Annotated in this window: 21 protein-coding genes; 13 read left to right on the forward strand and 8 right to left on the reverse strand. The window is 63.5% G+C overall.

Annotation, left to right across the window (positions count from 1 at the left end; translation table 11 throughout):
* Window position 1 precedes the first annotated feature (1 nt).
* Genes KUA23_RS26775 through nrdR form a run of 3 tightly spaced genes read right to left on the reverse strand, consistent with a single transcriptional unit; the run spans window position 2 to window position 2,310 of the window.
* Window positions 2-664 (reverse strand): riboflavin synthase, encoded by a 663-nt coding sequence (locus KUA23_RS26775; protein ID WP_005791849.1) that lies wholly within the window; start codon window positions 662-664, stop codon window positions 2-4.
* Between the two features lie 48 nt (window positions 665-712).
* Window positions 713-1,849 carry a bifunctional diaminohydroxyphosphoribosylaminopyrimidine deaminase/5-amino-6-(5-phosphoribosylamino)uracil reductase RibD gene (gene ribD, locus KUA23_RS26780; RefSeq protein ID WP_078050376.1) on the reverse strand — a complete coding sequence of 379 codons (1,137 nt, stop codon included), beginning with the start codon at window positions 1,847-1,849 and terminating at the stop codon, window positions 713-715.
* Window positions 1,846-2,310 (reverse strand): transcriptional regulator NrdR, encoded by a 465-nt coding sequence (nrdR, locus tag KUA23_RS26785; RefSeq protein WP_010206843.1) that lies wholly within the window; start codon window positions 2,308-2,310, stop codon window positions 1,846-1,848. The genes ribD and nrdR overlap by 4 nt, the downstream gene beginning before the upstream one ends.
* Before the next feature lie 140 nt (window positions 2,311-2,450).
* Between nrdR and KUA23_RS26790 the strand changes: the two genes are divergently transcribed.
* From KUA23_RS26790 to trxA, 3 genes are all read left to right on the forward strand, one after another.
* Window positions 2,451-2,906 carry a YbaY family lipoprotein gene (locus tag KUA23_RS26790; protein WP_034109512.1) on the forward strand — a complete coding sequence of 152 codons (456 nt, stop codon included), beginning with the start codon at window positions 2,451-2,453 and terminating at the stop codon, window positions 2,904-2,906.
* Window positions 2,903-3,559 carry a class I SAM-dependent methyltransferase gene (locus KUA23_RS26795; RefSeq protein ID WP_100492037.1) on the forward strand — a complete coding sequence of 219 codons (657 nt, stop codon included), beginning with the start codon at window positions 2,903-2,905 and terminating at the stop codon, window positions 3,557-3,559. The genes KUA23_RS26790 and KUA23_RS26795 overlap by 4 nt, the downstream gene beginning before the upstream one ends.
* Window positions 3,560-3,710: 151 nt before the next feature.
* Window positions 3,711-4,583 (forward strand): thioredoxin, encoded by an 873-nt coding sequence (gene trxA, locus KUA23_RS26800; RefSeq protein ID WP_078050378.1) that lies wholly within the window; start codon window positions 3,711-3,713, stop codon window positions 4,581-4,583.
* Here trxA and KUA23_RS26805 read toward each other — a convergent pair.
* A complete protein-coding gene (locus KUA23_RS26805; protein ID WP_078050379.1) occupies window positions 4,580-4,927 on the reverse strand; it encodes a hypothetical protein in 348 nt (115 codons plus the stop codon). The genes trxA and KUA23_RS26805 overlap by 4 nt on opposite strands.
* A gap of 130 nt (window positions 4,928-5,057) precedes the next feature.
* On the opposite strand from KUA23_RS26805, the gene KUA23_RS26810 reads away from it, so the two are divergent.
* The 5 genes from KUA23_RS26810 to KUA23_RS26830 all read left to right on the forward strand — a co-directional run bounded on the left by KUA23_RS26810 (window position 5,058) and on the right by KUA23_RS26830 (window position 9,028).
* Window positions 5,058-5,654 (forward strand): DUF2796 domain-containing protein, encoded by a 597-nt coding sequence (locus KUA23_RS26810; RefSeq protein WP_252993121.1) that lies wholly within the window; start codon window positions 5,058-5,060, stop codon window positions 5,652-5,654.
* Between the two features lie 79 nt (window positions 5,655-5,733).
* Entirely contained in the window at window positions 5,734-6,444 is a 711-nt protein-coding gene (locus tag KUA23_RS26815) for an ABC transporter ATP-binding protein (RefSeq protein WP_252993122.1), read from the forward strand.
* Window position 6,445: 1 nt separating this feature from the next.
* A complete protein-coding gene (locus KUA23_RS26820; protein ID WP_078050382.1) occupies window positions 6,446-7,711 on the forward strand; it encodes an ABC transporter permease in 1,266 nt (421 codons plus the stop codon).
* An 11-nt stretch (window positions 7,712-7,722) separates the two neighbouring features.
* The gene (locus KUA23_RS26825; protein ID WP_078050383.1) at window positions 7,723-8,235 is read left to right on the forward strand and encodes a DUF3299 domain-containing protein; all 513 of its coding nucleotides are present in this window, start codon (window positions 7,723-7,725) and stop codon (window positions 8,233-8,235) included.
* A 94-nt stretch (window positions 8,236-8,329) separates the two neighbouring features.
* Window positions 8,330-9,028: an OmpW/AlkL family protein gene (locus tag KUA23_RS26830; RefSeq protein WP_016978527.1), complete on the forward strand. Its 699-nt coding sequence runs from the start codon at window positions 8,330-8,332 to the stop codon at window positions 9,026-9,028.
* A gap of 169 nt (window positions 9,029-9,197) precedes the next feature.
* On the opposite strand, the gene KUA23_RS26835 is transcribed toward KUA23_RS26830, so the two are convergent.
* Window positions 9,198-10,082: a sugar nucleotide-binding protein gene (locus tag KUA23_RS26835; RefSeq protein ID WP_078050384.1), complete on the reverse strand. Its 885-nt coding sequence runs from the start codon at window positions 10,080-10,082 to the stop codon at window positions 9,198-9,200.
* 141 nt (window positions 10,083-10,223) lie between these two features.
* Here KUA23_RS26835 and KUA23_RS26840 point away from each other — a divergent pair, with 141 nt between their 5' ends.
* Entirely contained in the window at window positions 10,224-14,483 is a 4,260-nt protein-coding gene (locus KUA23_RS26840; protein WP_252993123.1) for a DEAD/DEAH box helicase, read from the forward strand.
* Between the two features lie 113 nt (window positions 14,484-14,596).
* Here KUA23_RS26840 and KUA23_RS26845 read toward each other — a convergent pair whose 3' ends face one another.
* The gene (locus KUA23_RS26845; RefSeq protein WP_252993124.1) at window positions 14,597-16,702 is read right to left on the reverse strand and encodes a mechanosensitive ion channel family protein; all 2,106 of its coding nucleotides are present in this window, start codon (window positions 16,700-16,702) and stop codon (window positions 14,597-14,599) included.
* 176 nt (window positions 16,703-16,878) lie between these two features.
* Between KUA23_RS26845 and KUA23_RS26850 the strand changes: the two genes are divergently transcribed.
* The 4 genes from KUA23_RS26850 (at window position 16,879) to KUA23_RS26865 (ending at window position 21,275) form a co-directional block, all read left to right on the forward strand.
* Window positions 16,879-18,081, forward strand: a complete 1,203-nt coding sequence (locus tag KUA23_RS26850) for an MFS transporter (RefSeq protein ID WP_100492032.1) — start codon at window positions 16,879-16,881, stop codon at window positions 18,079-18,081.
* A gap of 209 nt (window positions 18,082-18,290) precedes the next feature.
* Window positions 18,291-19,070 (forward strand): endonuclease/exonuclease/phosphatase family protein, encoded by a 780-nt coding sequence (locus KUA23_RS26855; RefSeq protein WP_078050388.1) that lies wholly within the window; start codon window positions 18,291-18,293, stop codon window positions 19,068-19,070.
* The gene (gene clsB / locus KUA23_RS26860; RefSeq protein WP_078050389.1) at window positions 19,067-20,329 is read left to right on the forward strand and encodes a cardiolipin synthase ClsB; all 1,263 of its coding nucleotides are present in this window, start codon (window positions 19,067-19,069) and stop codon (window positions 20,327-20,329) included. Before KUA23_RS26855 ends, clsB begins: the two co-directional genes overlap by 4 nt.
* Complete coding sequence (locus KUA23_RS26865; protein ID WP_252993125.1) at window positions 20,319-21,275, forward strand: lysylphosphatidylglycerol synthase domain-containing protein; 957 nt, start codon at window positions 20,319-20,321, stop codon at window positions 21,273-21,275. The genes clsB and KUA23_RS26865 overlap by 11 nt, the downstream gene beginning before the upstream one ends.
* A 95-nt stretch (window positions 21,276-21,370) precedes the next feature.
* On the opposite strand, the gene KUA23_RS26870 is transcribed toward KUA23_RS26865, so the two are convergent.
* Together KUA23_RS26870 and KUA23_RS26875 are read right to left on the reverse strand one after the other, a co-directional pair.
* Window positions 21,371-22,126: an alpha/beta hydrolase family protein gene (locus KUA23_RS26870; RefSeq protein WP_025857195.1), complete on the reverse strand. Its 756-nt coding sequence runs from the start codon at window positions 22,124-22,126 to the stop codon at window positions 21,371-21,373.
* Window positions 22,116-23,225, reverse strand: a complete 1,110-nt coding sequence (locus KUA23_RS26875; RefSeq protein WP_252993126.1) for a DUF3182 family protein — start codon at window positions 23,223-23,225, stop codon at window positions 22,116-22,118. The genes KUA23_RS26870 and KUA23_RS26875 overlap by 11 nt, the downstream gene beginning before the upstream one ends.
* Between the last annotated feature and the right edge of the window lie 37 nt (window positions 23,226-23,262).

Consider the following 23,262-nt stretch of genomic DNA (forward strand, 5'->3'; position numbering starts at 1 on the left):
GTCAGGATTTCAGGTAGCCGTTAGCGGCCAGAAAACTTTCGGTGATGTTACCGGATGCTGGCTCTGCGGCCTTTTCGCCCAGCAACAGGCGCTCCAGGTAACGGGCAAGCAAGTCCACTTCCAGGTTCACTCGGCGACCCGGCTGGTACGAGGCCATGATCGTTTCGCTGAGGGTGTGGGGAATGATGGTCAGTTCAAATTCGGCGCCGTTCACGGCGTTCACGGTCAGGCTGGTGCCGTCGACGGTGATCGAGCCTTTGTGGGCGATGTACTTGGCCAGCTCTTTAGGCGCGCGGATGCGAAATTCCACGGCACGCGCGTTTTCGCTGCGCGCGACCACTTCACCGACGCCGTCGACATGGCCGCTGACCAGGTGACCGCCAAGGCGGGTGGTCGGGGTCAGGGCTTTTTCCAGGTTCACCGGGCTGCCGGCCTTGAGGTCGTTCATCGCGGTGCAATCCAGGGTTTCCCGGCTGACATCGGCAGCAAAGCCATTGCCCGGCAACTCGATGACGGTAAGGCACACGCCGCTGACGGCGATGCTGTCGCCCAGCTTGACGTCGCCCAGATCGAGCTTGCCGGTTTCAACCAGCAGGCGCACGTCGCCGCCTTTGGGGGTCATGGCGCGGATGCTGCCGATGGATTCGATAATGCCGGTGAACATGGCCTTCTCCTGGAAAAACGGGACGGGCACTTGAGCGCCCGGTCAGAATTATACGCTCGCTGGTAGAAGCGGGATGGCAGTGACTCGCCAGTCGTCGCCCACAGCGCGCATTTCAGTGATCTTGAGTTGGGGGGCGTCGGCCAGTTTCTCAAGCGGCCAATCCAGCAAAGGCCGGGCGGCGGAGCCGAGGAACTTGCCGGCGATGAATATCACGTACTCATCCACCAGGCCTTGCTGGGCAAATGCGCCCGCCAGGCTTGGGCCGGCTTCCACCAATACTTCGTTGACGCCACGGGCGGCCAGCGCCACCAGGGCAGCACGCAAGTCGACCTGGCCATCGACGCCCGGCACCACCAGGCACTCGGGGCCACGGGGGAATTGGTTTTCCGGCGTAACACAGGTAATGACCAACGCCGGGCCAGCCTTGAAGAAGGGCGCGTTGAGCGGCACGCGCAGGCGGCCGTCGATCAGCACGCGCAACGGCGGACGCGACATGGCCAGGGCGGTGGTGGCTTCATCCAGGCCGAGTTCGGCGGCGCGCACGGTCAGGCGTGCGCCGTCGGCCAGCACCGTGTCGGCGCCGGTCAGCACCACGCTGGCCTCGGCGCGCAGGCGCTGCACGGCGGCGCGGGCGGCGGGGCCGGTGATCCATTGGCTTTCGCCGCTGGCCATCGCGGTGCGGCCGTCCAGGCTCATCGCCAATTTGACCCGCACGAAGGGCAAGCCGTGCTCCATGCGTTTGAGGAACCCCGGGTTCAACGCGCGGGCTTCGGCTTCCAGCACGCCGCTGCGCACTTCGATACCGGCTTGTGCCAAACGCTGCATGCCACGCCCGGCCACTTCGGGGTTCGGGTCCTGCATGCCGGCCACGACGCGGGCGACTCCCGCCGTGACCAACGCATCCGCGCAGGGCGGCGTACGCCCGTGATGGCTGCACGGTTCGAGGGTCACGTACACCGTGGCGCCACGGGCCTTGGCACCGGCGGCGCGCAAGGCATTGGGCTCGGCATGGGGCTCGCCGGTGCGCTCGTGCCAGCCTTCGCCGACGATTTGCCCATCACGCACGATCACGCAGCCAACCCGGGGGTTGGGGTGAGTGGTGTACCGGCCCTTGCGCGCCAGTTCGAGGGCGCGAGCCATGTAATGGGCGTCGAGCACAGCTTGTTCGGCAGAAGGCGGGTTCATTCTTTGGCAGGCTCACGGGCCAGGCGGTCGATCTCTTCGCGGAACTCATTGAGGTCCTGGAAGCGTCGATACACCGAAGCGAAACGGATATAGGCGACTTCGTCGAGCTTTTGCAGCTCGCCCATCACCAACTCTCCCACCACCAGGCTCTTGACCTCGCGCTCACCGGTGGCACGCAGCTTGTGCTTGATATGCACCAGCGCCGCCTCCAGCCGCTCGACACTCACCGGGCGTTTTTCCAGGGCGCGCTGCATACCGGCGCGCAGTTTTTCTTCGTCGAAGGGTTGGCGGCTGCCGTCGGATTTGATCAGGCGCGGCAACACCAGTTCGGCGGTTTCGAAGGTGGTGAAACGTTCACCGCAGGCTAGGCATTCGCGCCGGCGACGCACTTGATCGCCCTCGGCGACCAGACGCGAGTCAATGACCTTGGTGTCGTTGGCACCGCAGAAGGGACAGTGCATGGTTGGCAGGCAACAAATAAAGGGAGGGCCATGGTAGCGCATCCCCGTGGCAAGACAAGCCATAGCCTTTACGGTATATAGGCTGACTATTATGTTTCTTATTTTTTAAGCCACGGATTTTGTCCTTTCTGGAGCCGTACATGCAGTTACGACCACTTGTTTTGCTCACCCTGTTCAGTGTCCTGGTCGCCTGCAGCAGCGAAGCCCCCAAGCCAGCGGCACCTCAACCCACCCCGGCACAAGAGAAAAAAGTCCCCGGCATCGAAGACCTCGGCCCCCTGCCCGCCTTCCAGCGGGAAATCAGCGGCAGCCTGACCAACATTCCGGCCGGTGCCGAAGTCGAAATGGCCCTGCTGGTGATCGACGATCGTTCGCGCCCACAGCAATTGCTCGCCAGCAGCGTGCTGACCGGCAACGGCCAGCCCCTGGCTTTCCGCCTGCGCTTTAACCCAGAGGCCTTCCCGGCCGGTGCGCGGGTTGAATTGCGCGGGCGCGCGAGCCAGTCCGGCCAGTTGATCCTGCACCTGCCCGCCGTGCGCATCACCCAAGCGATCACCCAGACCACCGGCCCCCTGCAACTCGTCAAGGCACCATGACGCCACCGCTGGACCTGCAAGCGGCCCTGAGCGAACTGATCGGCGACGCGCAACTGGTGCCCTGCTCATTGCCGGGCACCGAGCTGTCGTTGTGGCTGCTGGATGCAGACAACATGGACCGCGCCTTCAGCCCCGAAGAAACCCGGCGCATCCTGCATGAACCGCCCTACTGGAGTTTTTGCTGGGCCAGCGGCCTGGCGCTGGCGCGGTACCTGGCGGCGAACCCCGAGTGGGTCGCCGGCAAGCGCGTGCTGGATTTTGGCGCCGGCTCCGGCGTGGCCGGGATTGCGGCGGTCAAGGCCGGCGCGTTGGAAGTAGTGGCCTGCGACCTCGACCCGCTGGCCTTGGCGGCCTGCCGGGCGAATGCCGCGCTCAACGACGTGGAGCTGGGCTACTGCGCCGATTTTTTCGCTGAAGCCGACCGCTTCGACCTGATCCTGGTCGCCGACGTGCTCTACGACCGCGCGAACCTGCCACTGCTCGACCAGTTCCTGACCCGAGGCCGCGAAGCGCTGGTGGCGGATTCGCGCGTGCGCGACTTCCAGCACCCGGATTACCAGCGGCTGGCGATTCTTGATGCGCTGACCTTGCCGGATCTGGCGGAGCCTTGGGAGTTTCGCAAGGTGAGTCTGTACCATTCGCGGCGCTCGTGAGACCTTCGCGAGCAAGCCCGCTCCCACATGTGACCGCATTCCCCCTGTGGGAGCGGGTTTGCTCGCGAAAGCGGTGCCGAATCCACCGCACTTTCAGCCAGGCTCGCCAGCCCTTATAGTTGCCCCATTCCCGCTTTATTCGAGACGCCCCATGAGTGAGCCCACGCCGTACATCTTCGATGTCACCACCGCCAACTTTGACCAGGCAGTGATCCAGAACTCCTTCGAAAAACCCGTGCTGGTGGATTTCTGGGCCGAGTGGTGCGCGCCGTGCAAGGCGTTGATGCCGCTGCTGGCGCAGATTGCCGAGAGTTATCAGGGCGAGTTGCTGCTGGCCAAGGTCGATTGCGAAGCCGAGCAGGATATCGTGGCCCGTTTTGGCATTCGCAGCCTGCCCACAGTGGTGTTGTTCAAGGATGGCCAGCCAGTGGACGGGTTTGCCGGGGCACAGCCGGAGTCGGCGGTGCGGGCAATGCTCGAACCGCATGTGCAGATGCCGCCACCGGCTGCGGCGGATCCGTTGGAGCAGGCCCAGGCGCTGTTTGCCGAAGGCCGCATCAGCGATGCCGAAGCTGTGCTGGTAACACTGCTGGGCGAAGACAACACCAACGCCGCCGCGTTGATCCTGTACGCCCGCTGCCTGGCCGAGCGCGGTGAATTGGGCGAAGCCCAGACCGTGCTGGACGCCGTAAAGAGCGACGATCACAAGGCCGCCCTCGCCGGGGCAAAGGCGCAGATCACCTTCCTGCGCCAGGCTGCCGACCTGCCGGACGCCGCCGACCTGAAAAGCCGCCTGGCGCAAGACCCGCAGGACGACGAAGCGGCCTATCAGCTGGCGATCCAGCAACTGGCGCGCCAGCAATACGACGCGGCGCTGGAAGGCTTGCTCAAGCTGTTCATCCGCAACCGCAGCTACAGCGAAGGCCTGCCACACAAGACCTTGCTGCAGGTGTTCGAACTGTTGGGCAACGACCACCCGCTGGTGACCGTGTACCGCCGCAAGTTGTTCGCCGCGTTGTACTAATCGCCAACCCAGCTGTACAGCGGCGTATCCCCGCCGCTGGCAACCTTCACATGGGCACTGTGGCGCAGGCGCACCAACAGGCGCTTGCCCGCCGAGGCGTCGCCGGCCAAGCCTTCCAACTGGTCAAGCAGCTCCAGGCCACTGAGTTGTCCGGCCTTGCGTAACAGGTCCTGCGCGCCTTGCCACAGGTCATCATTGTGTTTGACCGGAGCCACGGGCGCGGTAGCCGCACTGGCGACCGGCGTCGCCTGCAATTGTGCACCCAGTCGCGCCCAATCGCCGTCGTCCAGCTCCAGGGTCAAGTCCACCGGCAGGTCGCCGACGGTTCCACGAATTCGCAACATCGTCCCTACTCCCGCAGTTTTCTGACAGGCATGCTCCCACGCGGCTTGCGCAACGCCAAGCGGGCGGTCAAACTCTCGGCATATTGTTATAAGATCACATAACAAAACTTTCATGTCCTGGAGCTTTCTCATGCGCCGTCTGTTGCTTGCTTTGCCGTTTGCCCTGCTGCCCTTGGCGGTTGCCCATGCTCATGACGATCACGATCACGACCATGAACACGGCAGCCTCGGTGCCCATGAGCATGGCGTCGGCCGCCTTAACGCCGTACTCGACGGCCAAGCCCTGGAGCTGGAACTGGACAGCCCGGCAATGAACCTGGTGGGCTTTGAACACCTGGCAACCACCCCGGCGGATAAAGCCAAGGTCGCCGCTGCACGCAAACAGCTGGAGAACCCTGTCGCCCTGTTCAACCTGCCTAAAGCCGCCGGTTGTGTGGTCAGCAGCCAGGAACTCAACAGTCCGCTGTTCGGCGACAAACCCGAAGCCGACCATGACGACGATGATGATGACGCTAAAGACGGCGCCCACGAACACCATCACGACCACAGTGAAATCCACGCCCACTACCAGTTCACCTGCGCCACACCGACGGCCCTGGGCAATCTTGACCTGACCCAGGTGTTCAAGACCTTCCCCGCCACCCAGAAAATTCAGGTACAACTGATCGGCCCGAGCGGCCAGCAAGGTGTGGACGCAACCGCACAAGCCGCTACCCTGAAGTTCTGATTGGACCCTGTAGGAGCCGGCAAGCCGGCTCCTATAGTGATTGGTGCCCTTTTCTAGCCGCAGGCGATATTGATTTCTCATGACTCAAGCGTTGATCGAACTGTCTGACCTGGGCTTCAACTGGCCCGGTCACCCACAGTTGCTGGACATCCCCGCGTTCCGCCTGGAAGCGGGGGAAACCCTGTTCCTCAAGGGCCCGAGCGGCAGTGGCAAAACTACGCTGCTGGGCCTGCTCGGCGGTGTGCAGAAGCCCAGCCGGGGCAGCATCCGCCTGCTCGGCCAGGAGCTGACCGACCTCTCGGCCGGTGCGCGCGACCGTTTCCGGGTCGATCACACCGGCTATATCTTCCAGCAGTTCAACCTGCTGCCGTTCCTGTCGGTGCGTGACAACGTCGAATTGCCCTGCCATTTCTCCACACTGCGTGCGCAACGCGCAAAGCAGCGCCACGGCAGTGTCGACCAGGCCGCTGCGGCGTTACTGGCGCACCTGGGCTTGAAGGACAAAGACCTGCTGGAACGCCGCGCCGACTCGCTGTCCATCGGCCAGCAGCAACGGGTGGCTGCTGCCCGTGCGTTGATCGGCCAACCGGAGCTGGTGATCGCCGACGAACCCACCTCGGCTTTGGACTACGACGCCCGCGAAGCCTTCCTGCAACTGCTGTTCGCCGAATGCCGCGAAGCCGGCGCCAGCCTGCTGTTTGTCAGCCATGACCAGAGCCTGGCTTCGCTGTTCGACCGCAACCTGTCGCTGGCCGAACTCAATCGCGCCGCCACGCCCGCAGAGGTTTGAGATGTATCTGTTCCGTCTAGCCATGGCCAGCCTGGCTAACCGCCGCTTTACCGCGATCCTCACCGCCTTCGCCATCGCGCTTTCAGTCTGCTTGTTGCTCGCCGTGGAGCGCGTGCGCGTTGAGGCGCGCAACAGTTTCGCCAGCACCATCAGCGGCACCGACCTGATCGTCGGCGCCCGCTCGGGTTCGGTGAACCTGCTGCTGTACTCGGTGTTCCGCATCGGCAACGCCACCAACAACATCCGCTGGGACAGCTTCGAACACTTCGCCGCCAGCCCCCAGGTGAAATGGGCGATCCCGATTTCCCTCGGCGACTCCCATCGCGGCTACCGTGTGATGGGCACCAACGAATCCTACTTCGAGCACTACCAATACGGCCGCAAGCAGAACCTCGAACTGGCCAGCGGCCGCGCCTTCGCCACTGACCCGTTCGAAGTGGTGCTCGGTGCAGAAGTCGCCGACGCATTGCATTACAAACTCGGCGACAAACTGGTGCTGGCCCATGGCGTGGCAGTGGTCAGCCTGGTGAAACACGATGACAAACCCTTCACCGTGGTCGGTATCCTCAAACGCACCGGCACGCCGGTGGACCGCACGCTGCACATCAGCCTCGGCGGTATGGAAGCGATCCATATCGACTGGCACAACGGCGTGCCGGCCCAGGGCAAAGGCCGCATCAGCGCCGACCAGGCTCGCAACATGGACCTCACCCCGCAGGCGATCACCGCGTTCATGCTCGGCCTGAACAACAAGATTTCCACCTTCGCCCTGCAGCGGGAGATCAACGAATTCCGTGGCGAGCCGATGCTGGCGATCCTGCCCGGCGTGGCGCTGCAAGAGCTGTGGAGCATGATGGGCACCGCCGAAAAAGCGCTGTTCGTGATCTCACTGTTCGTGGTGCTCACCGGCTTGATCGGCATGCTCACGGCGATCCTCACCAGCCTCAACGAACGCCGTCGCGAGATGGCGATCCTGCGTTCGGTGGGCGCACGGCCGTGGCACATCGCGACGCTGCTGATCTTTGAAGCCTTCGCCCTGGCGCTGTCCGGGGTGATCGCCGGCGTGGGGTTGCTGTATGTGTGCATCGCCGCGTCGCGCGGGTACCTGCAGGCCAACTACGGCCTGGACCTGCCGATGTCGTGGCCGAGCGAATATGAATGGACGCTGCTCGCCGGTATCCTGGCGGCCGCGCTGTTGATGGGCAGCGTGCCCGCGTGGCGCGCCTATCGACAATCCCTGGCCGACGGCCTGTCCATACGTTTATGAGGAAGGCCTTGATGCGTCGCGCCCTGTTTGCACTGTTGCTGCTGCTTGCCCTGCCCGCCTGGGCTGCCGAGCCTAAAGAACTGACGTGGTCGGAACTGATACCGCCGGATGCCCCGCCAGAAGTGCCGAACATGCAACCACTGCACAATCTCTCCAGCATGGCGGATGCCCTGGAATCGGCGCCCGCGGCCAAGCAGGACCTGCCCAATGCGCCGGTGGTGCAGGGCCTCGATGGCCAGCACATACGTTTGCCGGGGTACATCGTGCCGCTGGAAGTCAGCGAAGAAGGCCGCACCACCGAGTTTCTACTGGTGCCGTATTTCGGCGCGTGCATCCACGTGCCGCCGCCACCGTCGAACCAGATCGTGCATGTCAAAAGCGAAATCGGCGTGAAGCTCGATGAGTTGTACCAGCCGTACTGGATCGAAGGCGCGATGCAGGTCAAACCGTCCACCAGCGAGTTGGCCGACGCCGGTTACCAGATGGAGGCCGAGAAAATTTACATGTACGAATTGCCGGAATGACGCTGATCGACCTTTCATTGAGCTGAGTCAAAAGACCGGGCGGAACGATCTTTACCATTGGACCTACAACTTTTAAACGTCCTTTGGAGCTCCCATGAACAAGTCTCTGCTCGGCGCGTCCCTCTTCGCGCTCGCCCTCGTCGCCCCCGTTGCACACGCTCACGAAGCGGGCGACATTCTGGTGCGCGCCGGTGCAATCACCGTGAACCCGAAGGCGGACAGCGGCCACGTCAAAGTTGACCAGGGCCCACTGGCCGGCACCAACCTGGGCGGCAAGGCGACCATGAGCAGCGACACCCAGCTGGGCTTGAACTTCGCCTACATGCTGACCAACCACGTCGGTATTGAACTGCTGGCCGCCACGCCCTTCGAACATGATGTGAAGATCAAGGGCACTGCACTGAGCCCGGCCAACGGCAAGCTCGGCACGTTGAAACACCTGCCGCCGACCCTGAGCGTCGTGTACTACCCGCTGGACAACAAGTCGGCCTTCCAACCGTACGTGGGCGCCGGTATCAACTACACCTGGATCTACGACGAACACGTCGGCAGCCGTGCCCAAGGTGCAGGCTTCAGCAACTTCAAGGCTGAAAACTCCTGGGGCTGGGCCGCGCAGATCGGCGCGGACTACATGATCAACGACAAATGGATGATCAACGCCCAGGCGCGCTACATCGACATCAGCACCAAGGCCACCGTGGAAAACAACGGCGTGGCACCGGGCACTCGCGCCAAGGTCAATGTGGACGTGGACCCGATGGTCTACATGGTGGGTATTGGCTACAAGTTCTAACTAGGCGCCAATAAACGCGGCCAACCAAACATGTGGGAGCCGGCTAGTGTGGGAGCTGGCTTGCCTGCGATAGCAACGCCTCGGTGCAATGGGTAGACCGAGGCGACTGCATCGCGGGCAAGCCCGGCGCCCACACAAGCCGGCTCCCACATTGGTTTTGTGCACCCGATCAGCCGTGGCGGTAGAACCGATCCAGCAACGCCGGCAGCCCCGCCCGCCACGCCCGTGGCTTGATGCCGAAAGTGTGGAGGATTTTCTTGCAGGCGAGCACCGCGTGTTGCGGCTCTTCACTGGCATCCGGCCTTGCCGCGTGGGCCTGGGCGGTGGGGGATTCGATCGCCAGCGGGTGAAAGTTGCGCGCTTCGGTGAGGATCGCCTGGCCCAGCGCCAACGGCGTGGTCGCCTCGTGGCCGGCGTAGTGGTACGTGCCCCACAGCGGAGCGGCGCAATCGAGTTGCTTGAGCACCGAGATGATCACCCGCGCCGCATCGTCCACCGGTGTCGGGTTGCCGCGACGGTCGTCGGCCATCAGCAATTCATCCGGCTTCTCGGCCCGCGCCAAAAAGCGCCCGAGGGTGCCGTCGACACTGTCATCCAGCAGCCAGCCGAACCGCAGCAATACATGTTGCGGGCAGGTAGCGCGTACGCTCTGTTCGATTCGCCACAACGCCTGGCCGCGCAGGCCCAGGGGCACCGGCTCGTCCTTTTCGCTGTAGGCGGTGGCGCGGGAGCCATCGAACACGCGGTAGCTGGACGGTTGCAGCAAGGTGATGTTGTGGTGCTGGCACAGTTCGGCCAGGCGTTCGATGGCAAACTCCTGGGCGGCCAGGCGGGTTTCGCTGACCACTTCCGCCTGGAACCAGTCGAAATAGTAGGCGAGGTTGATCAACGCATCGGGACGGGTGTCGTCGAGCAGTTGGGTAAGGCTCGCGGCATCCCAGCCGTCTTTGGGCGGTTTGGGGGCGAGGAAACCGATGTCTTCCTCTGCACCGAGGCGAATCAGCGCCTGCCCGAGGGCATTCCCGCCGCCCAGTAACATAAGGCGCATTCGCATAGATTGAGCAGGCCCGGTCTGTGTGGAACGAAGGTTATTAGGTATTTGTCAGAATCGTTGCATTTTGCGGGTTTGTAGCGCAACCGTCACGGATAAAGTGCGGGGTTGCAACTTGTTGTAGCCGGCCGCATAACGTAAGGCATGAACCTACCTGAATCCACGGACACGGTCCTGGACGGCTTCCACCCCGCTGTCAGCACCTGGTTCCGCAGCACGTTCCCTTCGGTGACAGGCGCCCAGGAACAGGCGTGGCCGCTGATCCGCCAGCGCCAATCGACCCTGATCGCCGCGCCCACTGGCTCCGGCAAGACCCTCACGGCGTTCCTGGCGGTACTGGATGACCTGGTCCACCAAGGCCTGGCCCACGGTGGTGAGTTGCCGGATGAAACCCTGGTGGTCTACGTGTCGCCGCTCAAGGCGCTGTCCAACGACATCCAGATCAACCTGCAAAACCCCCTCGCGGGGATTACTGAGCACCTGCAGAACCTCGGCCTGCCGCCGCTGGTCATCCGCACCGCCGTGCGCACCGGCGACACCCCGCAAAAAGACCGCGCGCAGATGCGCAAGCGCCCGCCGCATATCCTGGTGACCACCCCGGAATCGCTCTATGTGCTGCTGGGCTCGGACTCCGGTCGCCAGATGCTCGCCAGCACGCGCACGGTGATCGTCGATGAAATCCACGCCATCGCCGCCGGCAAACGGGGCAGCCACCTGGCCTTGAGCCTGGAACGCCTGCAAGGCCTGTGTGCCGGGCCGCTGATGCGCATCGGCTTGTCGGCCACGCAAAAGCCCATCGACGCGGTGTCGCGATTCCTGGTGGGCAGTGGCCGGGCATGCGCGATTGTGGATATTGGCCACGCCCGCCCACGCGATCTGGATATCGAAGTGCCCCCCGTGCCGCTCTCGGCGGTGATGGCCAACGATGTGTGGGAGCTGGTCTACGACCGCCTCGCCGAACTGGCGCGCGAGCACCGCACCACGCTGGTGTTCGTCAACACCCGGCGCCTGGCCGAACGCCTGGCCCGGCATTTGAGCGAGCGCCTGGGCAAAACCGCGGTGGCCGCCCACCACGGCAGCCTGGCCAAGGAAATGCGCCTGGACGCCGAGCAACGCCTCAAGGGCGGCGAGCTGCAAGTGCTGATCGCCACCGCGTCCCTGGAATTGGGGATTGATATCGGCGATATGGACCTGGTCTGCCAGATTGGCTCGCCCGGCTCCATCAACGGTTTTCTGCAAAGAGTCGGCCGCTCCGGGCACCAGGTGGGCGGTACGCCCAAGGGACGCCTGTTCGCCACCACCCGCGACGACCTGATCGAATGCGCCGCCCTGCTCGACTGCGTGCGCCGGGGCGAACTCGACACGCTGCACATTCCCGTGGCGCCCCTGGATGTACTGGCCCAACAAATCATCGCTGAGGTCAGCGCCCAGGAATGGTCCGAGCAGGCGTTGCTGGACCTCATCCACCGCGCCGCACCTTACGCCACGCTGGATGAACGCCACTACCAGGCGCTGCTGCAGATGCTCGCCGAGGGCTACAACGGGCGCCAGGGTATCCGCAGCGCCTACCTGCACCGCGACGCGCTGACGCGCACCCTGCGCGGCCGGCGGGGCGCCAAGCTGACCGCCGTGACCAGTGGCGGCACCATCCCTGACAACGCTGACTACAGCGTATTGCTCGAACCCCAGAGCTTGAACATCGGCAGCGTCAACGAAGATTTCGCGGTGGAAAGCATCGCCGGGGATATCTTCCAGCTCGGTAACACGTCCTACAGAATTCTGCGGGTCGACGCCGGCAAAGTGCGGGTCGAGGACGCCCATGGCCAGCCGCCGACCATCCCCTTCTGGCTCGGTGAAGCGCCGGGGCGCAGCAACGAACTGTCGGCGGCGGTGGCGCGCCTCCAGGGCCAACTGGACGCGTTGCTCAGCGCTACGCCCGGCGAGCTGCACGCCGCACAGGACTGGCTCACCGGCACCCTCGGCCTGAACCGCGCCTGCGCCGAGCAGATCCTCGATTACCTGGCGCGCACGCGCTTGGCCCTGGGTGCGTTGCCGTCCCAGGACACGTTGATCATGGAGCGGTTTTTCGACGCGTCCGGCGGCACTCAGTTGATCATCCACACGCCGTTCGGCAGTCGCGTCAACCGCGCCTGGGGCCTGGCCCTGCGCAAGCGATTCTGCCGTACGTTCAATTTCGAATTGCAGGCGGCCGCCAGCGAGAATGCAATCGTGCTGTCACTGTCTACCAGCCACAGTTTCGAGCTGGATGAGGTGTGGCGTTACCTCAATAGCCACAGCGCCGAACACCTCCTGATCCAGGCTGTGCTGGATGCGCCGCTGTTCGGCGTGCGTTGGCGCTGGAATGCCGGTGTGGCGCTGGCGTTGCCGCGCTACACCGGTGGACGCAAGGTTGCGCCGCAGATCCAGCGCATGAAAAGCGAAGACCTGATCGCCAGCGTGTTCCCCGACCAGATCGCCTGCCTGGAAAACCTCGCTGGCGAGCGCGAAGTGCCCGAGCATCCATTGGTGGAGCAAACCCTCGATGACTGCCTGCACGAAGCCATGGACAGCGACGCCTGGCTGGCCCTGCTGCGGCGCATGGAGCGCGGCGACGTGCGCCTGATCAGCCGCGACCTGCCGGCGCCCTCCCCCATGGCTGCAGAAATTCTCAGCGCGCGGCCCTACACCTTTCTCGACGATGCGCCGCTGGAAGAACGGCGCACCCAGGCCGTGCTCAACCGGCGCTGGAGCGACCCGCAGAGCACCGACGACCTCGGCGCCCTGGATGCGGAGGCCATCGCTGGCGTGCGCGAAGAAGCATGGCCGGCGCCCAACGGGCTGGATGAAATGCATGAGGCGCTGATGAGCCTGGCGTGCATCGCCAGCAACGAAGTCACCCCGCAATGGGCGCAGTGGCTGCAGGCGTTGGCCAAGCGTGGTCGCGCCTATCAACTGCACACTCACTTACACACCAGCCTGTGGGTCGCGGTTGAACGCCTGAGTTGTGTGCAGACAATCTACCCCGGCGATGTGCCGTTGCTGCCCGGTTTCGATGAGCCCTGGACCGTTGAGGAGGCCGTGACCGAAGTACTGCGCGCGCGCCTCGGTGGGTTCGGCCCACTGAGCCTGATCGAGATCGCCGCGCCCCTGGCCCTGCCGGTGGCGGATGTGACCCAGGCGCTCGCCCGCCTGGAGCAGGAAGGCTACGTGCTGCGCGGGCATTTCAGCCCTGGCGCCACCCAGGAGCAATGGTGCGAACGCCACCTGCTGGCGCGCATCCATCGCTACACGGTCAAGCGCCTGCGCCGGGAAATCGAGCCGGTGGCGTTGCAGGACTTCATGCGTTTTCTATTCGATTGGCAGCACGTGTCCGACAGCACCCGTGGCCAGGGCAGCGCGATGTTGCCGCAGATCGTCGGGCAGTTTGAAGGCTATGCCGCTGCCACGTCCGCCTGGGACAGCGACCTGCTCAGTGCGCGCCTCAAGGACTATTCCTCCATCTGGCTTGACGAGCTGTGCCGCAGCGGCAAGCTGGTGTGGACGCGCTTGAGCAACAAGACCAGCGCCATCGCGTTGCGCAGCACGCCGGTAGTGTTGCTGCCACGCAGCCAAGTGGGGCTGTGGAGCGGCCTCACCGAACTCACTGACGCCACCACGCTGTCGCCCAAGGCGCAAAAGGTGCACCAGGCACTGCGCGATCACGGCGCGCTGTTTTTTGATGAACTGGTGCACGAAGCCCACTTGCTGCGCAGTGAACTGGAAACCGCCTTGCAGGAACTGGTAGGCGCCGGGTTGGTGAACGCCGACAGCTTCGCCGGCCTGCGCGCCCTGACCACCCCCGCCAGTAAACGCCAGGCGCGCAGCAGCCGGCGTGGGCGCGGGGCGTTTGTGGGCGGTATGGACGATGCGGGTCGCTGGGCGCTGGTCCGGCGCCCGTCGACTGCCGCCGGCCCGCACTCGGCCGAAATCCTGGAGCATGTGGCGATGACCCTGCTGCGCCGCTATGGCGTGGTGTTCTGGCGCCTGCTGGAGCGCGAGGCGGAATGGCTGCCGAGTTGGCGCGAATTGCTGCGCACCTTTCACCGCCTGGAAGCGCGCGGGGAGATTCGTGGCGGACGGTTTGTGAGTGGCTTGGCGGGAGAGCAGTTTGCGTTGCCGGAGGCGATTCCATTGCTGCGTGAAGTGCGGCGTCGGCCCCATGATGGGAGTTTGATTGCGGTGTGTGGCGCGGACCCATTGAACCTGGTGGGCACGCTGTTGCCAGGCAGCAAGGTGCCGGCAGTGAGTGGCAATCGAGTTGTGTACCGGGACGGGTTGCCGGCAGCGGTGATGGTCGCGGGTAAGCAGCAGGTGTTGCTGGAGGGGGATCAGCAGGTGATTCAGGAAAAATTGATCCGGCATTGAGCCTGTATTGACCCTGCTGCCCTCATCGCGGGCAGGCCCGGCTCCCACATGGGCGTGCATTCCAAGTGTGGGAGCTGGCTTGCCCGCGATGAGGGCTCAACCGTCAACATCACTTATTGAGGCCTGGGCTGCTCCGTCAACACCACCGACGTCGGTACTTCCTCATCCGGCTCATCCACCTGCGGCGTACGCTTGGGCAACAGCACCTGCTGTGGATAAGTCTGCGCGAAGTGCACCTCATCACAGTTATCCACAAGCTTTTTCAACCGCTGGTTAAACGCACGACTCACCGCATATTGCCCGCCCGACACGGTGCGGAACTGCGCAGTGAGTACCACGCCGTTAAGGTCCATTTTGTCGACGCCAAACACCTCCAGCGGCCCTTGCAGGTTGTACTTGAGGAACACGTCATCGCGGATCGACTGCCCTGCTTCACGGATCAACTCTACGGCCTTGTCCACGTCCGTGTCGTAGGTGAACTGCACCGAGAAGAACGCGTAGGCGAATTGTCGCGACTGGTTGGTGACCGCCTTGATTTGCCCGAACGGCACCGAGTGCACAAAGCCCTTGCCGTCGCGCAGGCGCAAGGTGCGGATGGTCAGGCCTTCGACCGTGCCGGCGTGGCCGGAGTCGAGTACCACCCAGTCGCCAATGGACAGGGTGTCTTCGATGATGATGAACAGGCCGGTGATCACGTCCTGCACCAGTTGCTGCGAACCGAAACCGATGGCCAGGCCGACCACCCCGGCACCTGCCAGCAGCGGCGCAACGTTGATACCCAGGTTCGCCATGGTGGTGATTGCGCAAATCACCACCAGGATGATTTTCACCGCATTGCGCAGCAGCGGCAGGATGGTCTTGACCCGCGTGCTGGGCTGGCGGCTGGAGCGTTTGTTGACCGGTGGTTTCAATGCTTCCTGGATGGCCGTGTCGAGCACCACCCAGAACAGCCAGGTCATCAGCAGGATCAGGCCGATGCTGCTGAGCGAGTCGCTGATCGCGCGGCCAATCGAGTTGCGCTCGGCGAATTCAAACAACGACACGCCCCAGATGCGCCCGAGAACCTCGATAAATGCCACCGCCATTACGATGCGCAACAGCGCATGCAGCAGACTGAGGAAGCGCTCTTTGTAGGCACTGCTGCGCTGGATCGCCACTTGGCTGCGGGATTTGAACAGGTGTTGCAGTACCGTGCTGAGGAATACCGTGCCGATCAGCAAGATCGTCGTGAACAACGCACAGCGCAGCACCTTCTGGTTGTCGTCGCCGGCCCCGATCAGGTTGATCGCCGAGACCAGCACCATCAGCAGGATCGGCCAGTACCACAGCCCCGAAAAGATGCGCAGTGATTGCTGCAAGGCCGGGTGTTTGAGGCGCTGGGCCAATGGCCGGTTGCGGATCAAGTGCGCGACCGGGCGGCGCAGGCGAACCACCAGCACACCGAAGATCACCGTCGCAAACAGGCCGGTGAAGACCGCGATGCTGCTGGTGATATTGCCGCCCAATTGGTGTGCGATCTGCGGGCTGGTCAAGGCGTCGCTGAGGGCGGCGAGGAAGCCGATCAGGAACAGCGGCTTGGGGCAGTAGTCGCGAATGATCTGCACCGCCGGGCGCTTGTGGCCGACATTGAACATGACGATCACGCACAGCAGCATCGAGGTGGAAAAGATGCCGCTGCTGGTGGCGTAGGCAAAACACAGCGCCAGCGCGCGCCCCACGGAGGTGGGCAGAAAATGGCTGACATACAACGTGAGCGGCAGGCACACCAGCGCCGGCAGTGTGTAAGGCACTACGTAGCCCAGCACGGAGTGGAGGCGGTGGCGCCGTTCGAAAAACGTGCGATGCCCCAGGCGCCGCACAATCACACGCCCCAGTAACGTCAACAGCGTAAAGGCACCGATCCACACACCGGACAGCAACAAAAAGTCCCCGGCGACGCTCCACGGCGAGCGCTCAGTGGTTTGGTTGACCAGCCGCCCGACTTCGTTGGCGGCCCGGTCTGCACGCAGGCGCCATTCGTCAATGAAGTTCTGGTTGAGGTCCAGCTTCTGCTGCACGTCATCAATGCTGGAACTGATCGCCCCTAGAAGCCCGCCCTCCACCAACAACTCCGGCTTGGCCGGCGCTTCGGGTTCAGGCGCGGTGGCCGCGGCTTGCAGTGCGCCGCTGCCGCAAAACAGCAGCGCGCCGAGCAGTAATGCAGTCTTTAGGTTCAGCAAAACACCGGGCTCCTTCAACAGGGTCTGTAAGGAACTGACGGGTTTGAGCCTTGATCGTTCCCCTTCTGCGGCATCTTTGACTTGCAGGCAAATATCAAATGCCAATCCCTGGCTTTTTCAGCAACAGCCGACCCCCGACACTGCGCTCCTGATTGAAACCCACCGGAGTTGCAGCCATGCCCATTGCCTTGCTCGCGCTGACCCTCAGCGCTTTCGCCATCGGGACGACCGAGTTCGTCATCGTTGGCTTGCTACCCACCATTGGCGCCGACCTCGGCGTCGACCTGCCCTCCGCCGGCCTGCTGGTCAGCCTCTACGCTCTGGGTGTGGCCATCGGCGCGCCGGTGCTCACGGCCCTTTCCGGCAAGGTGCCGCGCAAATTCCTGCTGCTGTCGCTGATGGTGCTGTTCACCCTCGGCAACCTGCTGGCCTGGAAGGCGCCGAGCTATGAATCCCTGGTGCTGGCGCGGATCGTCACCGGCCTGGCCCACGGCGTGTTTTTCTCGATTGGTTCGACCATCGCCACCAGCCTGGTGCCCAAGGAAAAAGCCGCCAGTGCGATTGCGATCATGTTTACCGGCCTGACCGTCGCGCTGGTCACCGGCGTGCCGCTGGGTACGTTTATCGGCCAGCATTTCGGCTGGCGTGAAACCTTCCTCGCCGTTTCGGCGCTGGGTGTGATCGCGTTTATCGGCAGCCTGATTTACGTGCCGAACAACATCGCCCACAGCAAACCCGCGTCCTTGCTGCAACAACTGCAGGTGCTCAAGCAACCGCGCTTGCTGCTGGTATACGCCATGACGGCCATCGGCTACGGCGGCTCGTTTATCGCGTTCACTTTCCTGGCGCCGATCCTTCAGGATATTTCCGGGTTCAGCGCCAGCACCGTGAGCCTGGTGCTGCTGGTGTACGGCGTATCGGTGGCCGCCGGCAACATCTGGGGCGGCAAGCTGGCGGATAAACGCGGCCCGATCAGCGCGCTGAAAATCATCTTTGCCCTGCTCGCCGCCGTATTGTTCGTGCTGACCTTCACCGCCGGCAACCCCTGGCTGGCCCTGGCCACCGTGCTGGTGTGGGGTGCGGTCGCTTTCGGTAACGTGCCGGGCCTGCAGGTGTATGTGGTGCGCCAGGCCGAGCATCACACGCCGCAAGCGGTGGATGTGGCCTCGGGGCTGAATATCGCCGCGTTCAACCTGGGGATCGCCGGAGGCGCCTGGGGCGGCGGCTTGATCGTGGCGCATATGGGCCTGATTCACACCGCCTGGATCGGTGGGCTGGTGGTGCTGGTGGCATTGGCACTGACCGCCTGGAGTGGCCGACTTGATCGGTTGGGGCCGGTGCATGCCGAGTCGTCGCCCCGGGTCGTGGCCGGGCACTGACTCGCTCCCACCATCGAACCAATGTGGGAGCGGGCTTGCCCGCGAATGCGGTGGGTCAGTCAATCATTCAGCGACTGACACACCGTAATCGCGGGCAAGCCCGCTCCACAGTTGGTTAATGCCGTCTGTAGAAAGGGGGAAACTTTCGGCCAAAAATCGTAGTCAGCCATAAACGGGGGCCTGGCCCCCCTTCTTTCACAGGAGCAACCATGGCTGCGATACCCGACTGGGTGCCCATCACCCCCAGCGTCGCCATCACACGCTTCACGGTGCTGACGGTCAATATCCACAAGGGCTTCACCGCCCTGAATCGACGTTTCATCCTGCCCGAGCTACGGGAAGCGGTGCGCAGCGTGGGCGCCGACATGGTGTTCCTGCAGGAAATCCACGGCACCCACGAGCGTCACCCCCAGCGCTTCAGCGACTGGCCGAACATGCCGCAATACGAGTTCCTGGCCGACAGCATCTGGCCGCAGTTCGCTTATGGCCGCAATGCGGTCTACCCCCACGGCGACCACGGCAATGCGCTGCTGTCGAAATTCCAGATCGTGCGCCACGACAACCTGGATATTTCCCAAAGCGGCCATGAAAACCGTGGCCTGTTGCACTGCGTGCTGCGCCTGCCGGGCACCGGCCAGGAGGTGCATGCGATCTGTATCCACCTGGGCTTGCGCGAGGTGCATCGCCAACAGCAATTGCGTCTGATCGAGCAGCGTATCAGCGAGATCCCGGCCGACGCGCCGCTGATTGTCGCTGGCGATTTCAATGACTGGCGCCAGAAGGCCGACTTGAGCCAGAGCGGCCTGAAGGAAGTATTCGTGCAAACCCTGGGCAAACCCGCGCGCACCTTCCCAGCGCGCCTGCCGTTGCTACCGCTGGATCGCATCTACGTACGAAACTTGAAGGTGCATAACCCCCGTGTGCTGACGACGCGGCCCTGGTCCCATCTGTCCGACCATGTGCCGCTGTCGGTGGAGATCGAGCTATGAACGTGGCCATTGAGCATATTTCCACCGATCAGCCGCCCGACGAGGCCAAGGCCCGCGACCTGGATTACGGCTGGCAGAGCGGCAACCAGGTCGAGTTGCTGGAGAACGGCGAGGCGTACTTTCCCAAGGTTTTCGAAGCCCTGCGCGAGGCCCGGCGCGAGATTCTGCTGGAGACCTTCATCCTCTTCGAGGACAAGGTGGGCCATGAACTGCAGGGCATTCTGATCGAGGCCGCGCAGCGCGGCGTGAAAGTGGTGGTGAGCCTGGATGGCTTTGGTTGCGGCGAGCTGAGCCCGGCATTTCTCGGCGAGCTGGCCGAGGCTGGGGTGGCCGTGCAGATGTTCGACCCGGCCTCCAAGACGCTGGGCATTCGCACCAATTGGTTTCGCCGCTTGCACCGCAAGATCGTGGTGGTGGACGCCGAGGTCGCCTTCATCGGCGGGATCAATTTTTCCGCCGACCACCTGGGTGATTACGGCCCCGAAGCCAAGCAGGATTACGCGGTACGCGTGATTGGCCCGGCGGTGGCGGACTTGCATCATTTCGCCCTGGCACAAAGCGGCCGCCAGCCACGCACGCGTCGGGGCTGGCGACGGCGCCAGCAACGGCCTGCGCTGTGGTCCACCGACAAAGGCGACGGCCAGGTGCGCCTGATTTATCGCGACAATGTGCAGCACCGCGATGACATCGAAGAAGCCTATATCCATGCACTGAGCCAAGCGCAAAAACGCGCGGTGATCGCCAACGCGTATTTCTTCCCCGGCTACCGCCTGCTGCGGGAAATCCGCAATGCCGCGCGCCGTGGCGTGCAGGTGCAACTGATCATGCAGGGTCAGCCCGACGTGCTGTTGGCCAAGCTGGCGGCACGCATGCTCTACGACTACCTGCTCAAGGATGGCGTGGTGATTCACGAATATTGCCAGCGCCCGCTGCACGGCAAGGTGGCGCTGGTGGATGACGACTGGAGCACCGTGGGCTCAAGCAACCTCGACCCGCTGAGCCTGGCATTGAACCTGGAAGCCAACGTATTGATTCGTGACCGGGCGTTCAATCAGCAGTTGTATGAACGCCTGGAAACCCTGGCCAAGAACCACTGCCAGACCATGCCCGAGAACCGCAAGCCGCGCCTGTGGCTGTGGCGCTTGACCGTGGGTTTCCTGGTGTTCCATGTGATGCGCCACTTCCCTGCGCTGACGGGCTGGCTGCCGGCGCACAAACCGCGACTCAAGCCGTTTGAGGCCCAGCACCATGACGTCTGAAACCCAAGGTTCGCGATTCAAGCGTTGGAAAAAACCGCTGACCATCGCCTTCTTCCTGGTGCTGATCGTCCTGTTCACCCTGCTCGCACGCCGCATCGACTGGAGCGAGGTGGTGCAGACCCTGGGCGACTTCAAGGTGCGCACCTTGGTGATCGCCAGCGCGCTGACGCTGTGCAGTTTCCTGGTCTACGCCAGCTTCGACCTGATCGGTCGCACCTACATTCGCCAGAACCTGGTGTGGAAGCAGATCCTACCCGTGGGCATCATCAGCTACGCGTTCAACCTCAACCTGAGCGCGTGGGTCGGCGGTATCGCCATGCGTTACCGGCTGTATTCGCGGCTGGGGGTGAGCACCGGTAATATCGCCAAGATCCTCGGACTGAGCCTGGCCACCAACTGGTTCGGCTATATGGCGATCGCCGGAGTGGTATTCAGCAGCGGGCTGGTCACCATGCCGCCGGGGTGGAAAGTCAGCACCACGGCTCTGCAAGGCATCGGCGCGCTGTTGGTGCTGGCCAGCCTGGGTTACCTGGTGGCCTGCCAGTTTTCTAAGAAACGCGCGTGGACCATTCGCGGCATGGAGATCAACCTGCCGTCGGTGCGCATGGCGTGCCTGCAGTTGCTGTTGGGCGCGTTGAACTGGTCGCTGATGGCGGCGGTGATCTTCACCCTGCTGCCGGCGAAACTCGACTATCCATTGGTACTGGGTGTGCTGTTGATCAGCGCGATTGCCGGGGTGCTCACCCATATACCGGCCGGGTTAGGCGTGCTGGAGGCGGTGTTTATTGCACTGCTGCAGCATGAGGCGTCACGGGGCAGTTTGCTCGCCGGGTTGATTGCGTACCGGGCGATCTATTTTATTGTGCCGCTGCTGATTGCGCTGGTGATGTACCTGGGGGTGGAGGCGAAGGCCAAGGCGTTGCGGGTGAAGAAGACAACGGCTTGATCACTATCGCTGGCACGCCAACGCCTACAGTTTGAATGCGTCCCCCTGTAGGAGCCAGTTCAGCTTGCCGGCGATAGCAATCTAAAGAACACCCCCTACTGAGACTGGATGATGCTCAACCGTTCACCCACCACCATCTCGGTGATCCAATCCACCAGGATCGAGGTATAGGCCTGCTGCGACACCGGATCGCTGAGAGAATGGTCGGCGCCATCGATGATGCGATGGGTCAGGGAGTGCGTCTGCTGGCACGCCGCGCGGTAACTCATGATGGTGGCATGGGGCACATGATCATCGGTTTCAGACTCGACGATCAGCACATCTCCGGTAAACGCCGAGCACGCGTGCAAGGCGCGGTTCGTTTCGGCATGCACCAGCGTGCTGCGGTAATCCATCAGATCGGCCTTATCCAGATCACGCTTGGGCTTGAGCCATTCCTGGTCGCGGTACAGCGCCGGTACGCGCAGCGCCAGCCAGCGCACCGGGCGCAGTGAGGTGAGGATGGCGGCCAGGTACCCGCCGTAGCTGGTGCCCACCACCGCCACCGCCGAGGTGTCGATGGCCGGGTGGGACAACAACCGGTCGTAGGCCGCCAGCAGGTCACGCAGGTTGTCCTCACGGGTGACGCGGGACAATGGAATGCCCGTGCCGGCGTGGCCACGCAGGTCGAAGGTCAGGCACACGCACCCAAGGCCGGCGATGCCTTTGGCGCGTTCGAGGTCGCGCTCCTGGCTGCCGCCCCAGCCGTGTACAAACAGCACCCCCGGTACTTTGGATTTGGGACTCAGGAAGGTGCCGCTCATCTGTTCGTCGTCGATATCGATCGCAATGCTTTCGCTTCTAGCCGTCATAAGATTTAACCGTCACGTACTTGAGAAGAAACTCGCTGTTTTCCGCCGGCCCGCGATACACCTCGATAGCATCGGCCGGCAGGGGTTGGTCCACGTAGGTTTCCACCGAGGACACGTGGATCGCGCGCAAGCCGGGATGATTGATAAAACTCTGCAACGCCGCGACTTCCGCGCTGCTCGCCCCGCCCATGCGCCAGGATTGTTCGAGCACGCCACTGCGCCGCTGGCCGTTACTGTCCAGGCCTTGGGCGATGTCGTAATTGCGCCGAGAGGCATAAAAACCCGGGTAGGCCTCATCGGCGGCACTGTCGAAAACCTGGGCTTGTTCGATGGCTTCGCGTACGTCACCGGGCAAGTCGAGCGTTAACAGGTTTTCGTAGCCACCGGGCACCACCAGCAGGTTGGAGCCGCCATAGACGTCTTCGCCCTGCCCGTCTTTCGTCAGGTATTGCTCGCCGCAGTAGCTGAACACGTGCTCGCCGATAAAGCTCTGGCCGACACTGTGGGTGATCACGTCGTGCAGGTCTTGCTCCAGCACCACGCCTTGGTTGAACAGTTCTGCGGCGTCGGGTCGCGCCAGCACGGCGTCGAATTCATCAAGGCTGTGGATAACTTCCTGCCCACGGCCCGCGCAGGCGTGCACGGGTTTCAAACGCAGGGGCCCACTGTAGAGCAGGCGGGTGGCGGCGGGCCGTGCGTCCTCCAAGGCGAACACGCTCAAGCCATCCAGCACCACCGGTCGCACACGCTCGCAAAACAATGCCGACCAGCCTTCCGGCGCCTTGGCCTCAGGGCCGAGCAAGCCATGGCTGATCGCTTTGGTGCAGATGAAGTCGTGGTCGACGTACCCGCCCCACAGATCCTCCGGGCCATTGATGCTGAGCGCCCGCGCCTGCGCTGGGCCGACCAGGGTTTGCGTGGGCAGCAGGTACAGCGCGCGCCCCGCATGCAGATCGGGGTCGTAGCTGCCGCCGAATTTGAGCCCGAGTATCTGCGCCAGCCAGCGCGCCAGGGCGCGGTTGGTTTCGACCTCGTGCAGCGGCGCGCCCTCGCGTGTGGAGTGAGCCACTACCAGCTTCTTGCGTTGAGTTGGGGTCATGCGTCCCCCTTGGCTATCGCGCCCTGTGTGTGCCGAG

The sequence above is a fragment of the Pseudomonas pergaminensis genome (genome assembly GCF_024112395.2).
GTDB classification, from domain to species: Bacteria; Pseudomonadota; Gammaproteobacteria; order Pseudomonadales; family Pseudomonadaceae; genus Aquipseudomonas; species Aquipseudomonas pergaminensis.